The sequence below is a fragment of the Sinorhizobium americanum genome (assembly GCF_001651855.1).
GTDB classification, from domain to species: domain Bacteria; phylum Pseudomonadota; class Alphaproteobacteria; order Rhizobiales; family Rhizobiaceae; genus Sinorhizobium; species Sinorhizobium americanum.
This window is the reverse complement of the sequence record NZ_LNQC01000015.1, coordinates 1-2,948: the sequence shown is the minus strand read 5'-3', so window position 1 is coordinate 2,948 and position 2,948 is coordinate 1. Positions and strand designations below refer to the sequence as shown.

General features: G+C 61.5%; 4 protein-coding genes. All 4 read left to right on the top strand.

Annotated elements, in window-relative coordinates:
* Positions 1–196 precede the first annotated feature (196 nt).
* The 4 genes from gfa (at position 197) to ATC00_RS00115 (ending at position 2,668) form a co-directional block, all read left to right on the top strand.
* Positions 197–772: an S-(hydroxymethyl)glutathione synthase gene (gene gfa / locus ATC00_RS00130; RefSeq protein WP_037390596.1), complete on the top strand. Its 576-nt coding sequence runs from the start codon at positions 197–199 to the stop codon at positions 770–772.
* A gap of 278 nt (positions 773–1,050) precedes the next feature.
* Positions 1,051–1,440 carry a hypothetical protein gene (locus ATC00_RS00125; protein WP_064251570.1) on the top strand — a complete coding sequence of 130 codons (390 nt, stop codon included), beginning with the start codon at positions 1,051–1,053 and terminating at the stop codon, positions 1,438–1,440.
* Positions 1,441–1,988: 548 nt separating this feature from the next.
* Complete coding sequence (locus tag ATC00_RS00120) at positions 1,989–2,312, top strand: hypothetical protein (protein ID WP_037390597.1); 324 nt, start codon at positions 1,989–1,991, stop codon at positions 2,310–2,312.
* Between the two features lie 11 nt (positions 2,313–2,323).
* A complete protein-coding gene (locus ATC00_RS00115) occupies positions 2,324–2,668 on the top strand; it encodes a hypothetical protein (protein WP_037390598.1) in 345 nt (114 codons plus the stop codon).
* Positions 2,669–2,948 lie beyond the last annotated feature (280 nt).

The window sequence follows — 2,948 nt, the reverse complement described above, 5'->3', positions numbered from 1 at the left end:
CAAGATCGAGATCGACCCGATGATCACCCACACCCTGCCGCTCGACGAGATCAACAGGGGCTTCGAGCTGATGCATTCGGGGACAAGCATCCGGAGCGTGGTGATCTACTAAGCGTATCTGCGGGGCGCTGGGACCAACCGAAGCGCCACAGCACCCGAGAGGATTTGGGCTTCGGCACAACAGGGAGGACACGCAATGGACAGTTCTATTCGGATTCATCCGGCAGTCGACGGCGGCATCAGGGCGGCGAGCCCGGGCTTTACCGGCGGCACGCTTGTCTGCGCCTGCACCGACAGGCCGGTGAAGGTGAGGATTGAGGGACAGATTGCCCACAACCACGCCTGCGGCTGCACCAAATGCTGGAAGCCTGGCGGCGCCTACTTCTCCATTGTCGCCGTTGTTCCGCACGACAAGGTGAGCGTGCTCGAGAATGGCGACAAGCTGCAAGTGGTCGATCCCTCGGCGCTGATCCAGCGGCACGCCTGCCGGGAATGCGGCGTTCATATGTACGGACCGGTGGAGCGCGAGCATGCCTTCCAGGGCCTGGACTTCATTCACCCCGAACGCTTCCAGGAGGCGGGCTGGGCCCCGCCCGGCTTTGCAGCCTTCGTGTCCTCCATCATCGAAGCGGGCGTCGATCCCAGTCGCATGGATGGCATTCGAGGCCGCCTGAGAGAGCTTGGGCTGGAGCCCTATGATTGCCTGTCGCCAGCCCTGATGGACTACGTCGCCACCTGGGTCGCCAAGAAATCGGGCGCACTCTCCGGCTAATCGGCACACACAGAGTCATGCCGTCTACAGCGCGCTGGGCAAGGCGCGCTGTAGACGTGTGTTTGCGCAGGCGTCGCGCCCGCATGACACTCAAATGCAAATCCGTGAGAATTAAAGCGCGAGTTGAATTTCAAGGTGGCAGTTATCGAGAGGGAACTCTTTGCGCAGAGCTTTGTTTGACTCCCACAGCGCCCGCGTCCGTTTCGATTCAATGAATCATGTAGTGGCGCAACGGGCGCATGGCGCATTACGTCCCCCAACAGCGAGCGAAGATCAAAATGTCGATACGTCTGATAGCAGCGACCGCCGTCCCCATTCTTCTGGCTGCGCCGGCCTTCGCGGATTGCCGCCAAGAACTCGAGAAGCTCGACCAGGCTGTCGTTTCCGCGGAAACGGGCGGGTCCGGCGGGCCGGTTACGGAGCACCAGGAAGAGGTTACTGCCGGCGAGCAGAAGAAGGGCGTCGGAACGGAGATAACCGGATCGACCGGCACCCAGACCGAAGCGATCTCGCCTCATCAGGAGCAAGTAACCGGAACGCGCACCGGTGAAAGCGCCGATAAGCCAAGTGCCTTGGCGGCCGACGCCCGCAAGATGGCGGAAGCCGGCGATGAGGCGGGCTGCATGAAGAAGCTGACGGAAATCAAAGGCCTTATCGGCGAGAATTGAAGCTCGTCCCCACGATGATGGGCTGACGGGTTTTCCGGCTACTGCATGTGTCCTTAAATCGTCCTCGATTCACGGACAAAGACATGCAACAATTCAAAGTGCTACAGCGACCTTTGCGCGTCTGATAAGACGCGCGGCGCTGTAGTACCGTTGGGCTTTCTTTGGGGAGAGCTCCCGACGTTTAGTTCCGAAGAGCGGAGCGCGTGCCCGTTCCCCCTTCAACGTGACCCCTATAGGAGGCGCCTCAAGCGCGGCGCATCCATCCATAGCGGCTCACGCGCGCCCTGCTCTCGGTCGTTTCGACCCGTTTCCCGAAACCGGCGCACACTTTGGGCGACGTGCATTAGACCGCCGTATAGGGAATCCCCTCCTCGTTGATATCCGATCCGTCCTCCCGATCAATAGTTCGAGCAGGGAGCCTGCTGCTATGCTCAGCCTGTACATACTCCCGCGGAGAGCCGTTTCCTCCAGGCGCCATGATCAAAATGCGGTGCTTGAGAGGCGGAGAGCCAGAAGGCGCTGCGACAGCGGCTCAAATTGAGGTGTGGATGGTGAGCAAGCCAGCAGCGGTTCTCTTTGCCGTCGCGACAGCCCTTCCGGCAGCTGCGCATGATGCAATGCCGACGGCGGCGCAGCCGAACGGGTGGACCTATCCGTTCTCCTGCTGCAGCGGAATGGACTGCCGCGAAATCCGGGATCAGGCGGTGCTCGAAGGCCCCCGCGGTTATGTCATCAAGCTCACTGGCGAGCTCATCATGCCACGGGACACTCGCATCAAGAACAGCCCGGACGGGCAGTTTCACCACTGCACCGTGGCGGGCGAGCCCGCCGGGCGCACGATTTGCCTCTTCGTTCCTCCGCGTTCCTTCTAGGGATTGTGACCATGACACAGGAACCCAACAGCATCGAAATCGATCTGCTGCCGTTGCAGCTTTTCTCCGAGCGGGTATCGGAAGGCTGGACTGCTCTGCCGGGCCATCCGCTCTACATGCCGCCCGACTATGCGCCACGGCCGAATCCGCACTCGGAAGCGCATTTGATGACCTTTTGCGTCACGCCCCGGGAGCCGACCGAGCATCATGGGGGCCGAGCTATGCGCGCCCGGACATCCGCCTTTACGCTATATGTGACCGGAACACGCTTCGGCCTCTCCTGGTACTCGCTGGAGCTCGTCCGCCTGGTCGAGGAAGAACTCAGCCCTCCCGTGCAGACCTTGACCATACATTAGGGTCAAGGCGCGCGCATCGGACTTTACGGCATTCTCTATCTGGCCGCGACCGGCTTGAAGCTGACGCTCGCGGCACCTTCCTCTCTCTCACCACTTCAGAAGAGATCGATCCGGTCAGGTGTTCCGCCGCGGCCATCCGGGTGCTCGCTCCCGCACGGCTCCCGGGCGCCGGGCTATGAGCGCACAACTCGATCCTGACAAAAAAGATCGGATGATTGGGGCTCCGGCGGCCTCCCTTGATGGGAGTAGCGGGAGATCGGTCTTCCGGGCAGGCTCCAAT

What these genes read in the sequence shown, in the direction of transcription:
- ATC00_RS00115 (WP_037390598.1), top strand. Translation starts at nt 2,324, where the DNA reads ATGACACAGGAACCCAACAGCATCGAAATCGATCTGCTGCCGTTGCAG.
- ATC00_RS00125 (WP_064251570.1), top strand. Translation starts at nt 1,051, where the DNA reads ATGTCGATACGTCTGATAGCAGCGACCGCCGTCCCCATTCTTCTGGCT.
- gfa (WP_037390596.1), top strand. Translation starts at nt 197, where the DNA reads ATGGACAGTTCTATTCGGATTCATCCGGCAGTCGACGGCGGCATCAGG.
- ATC00_RS00120 (WP_037390597.1), top strand. Translation starts at nt 1,989, where the DNA reads ATGGTGAGCAAGCCAGCAGCGGTTCTCTTTGCCGTCGCGACAGCCCTT.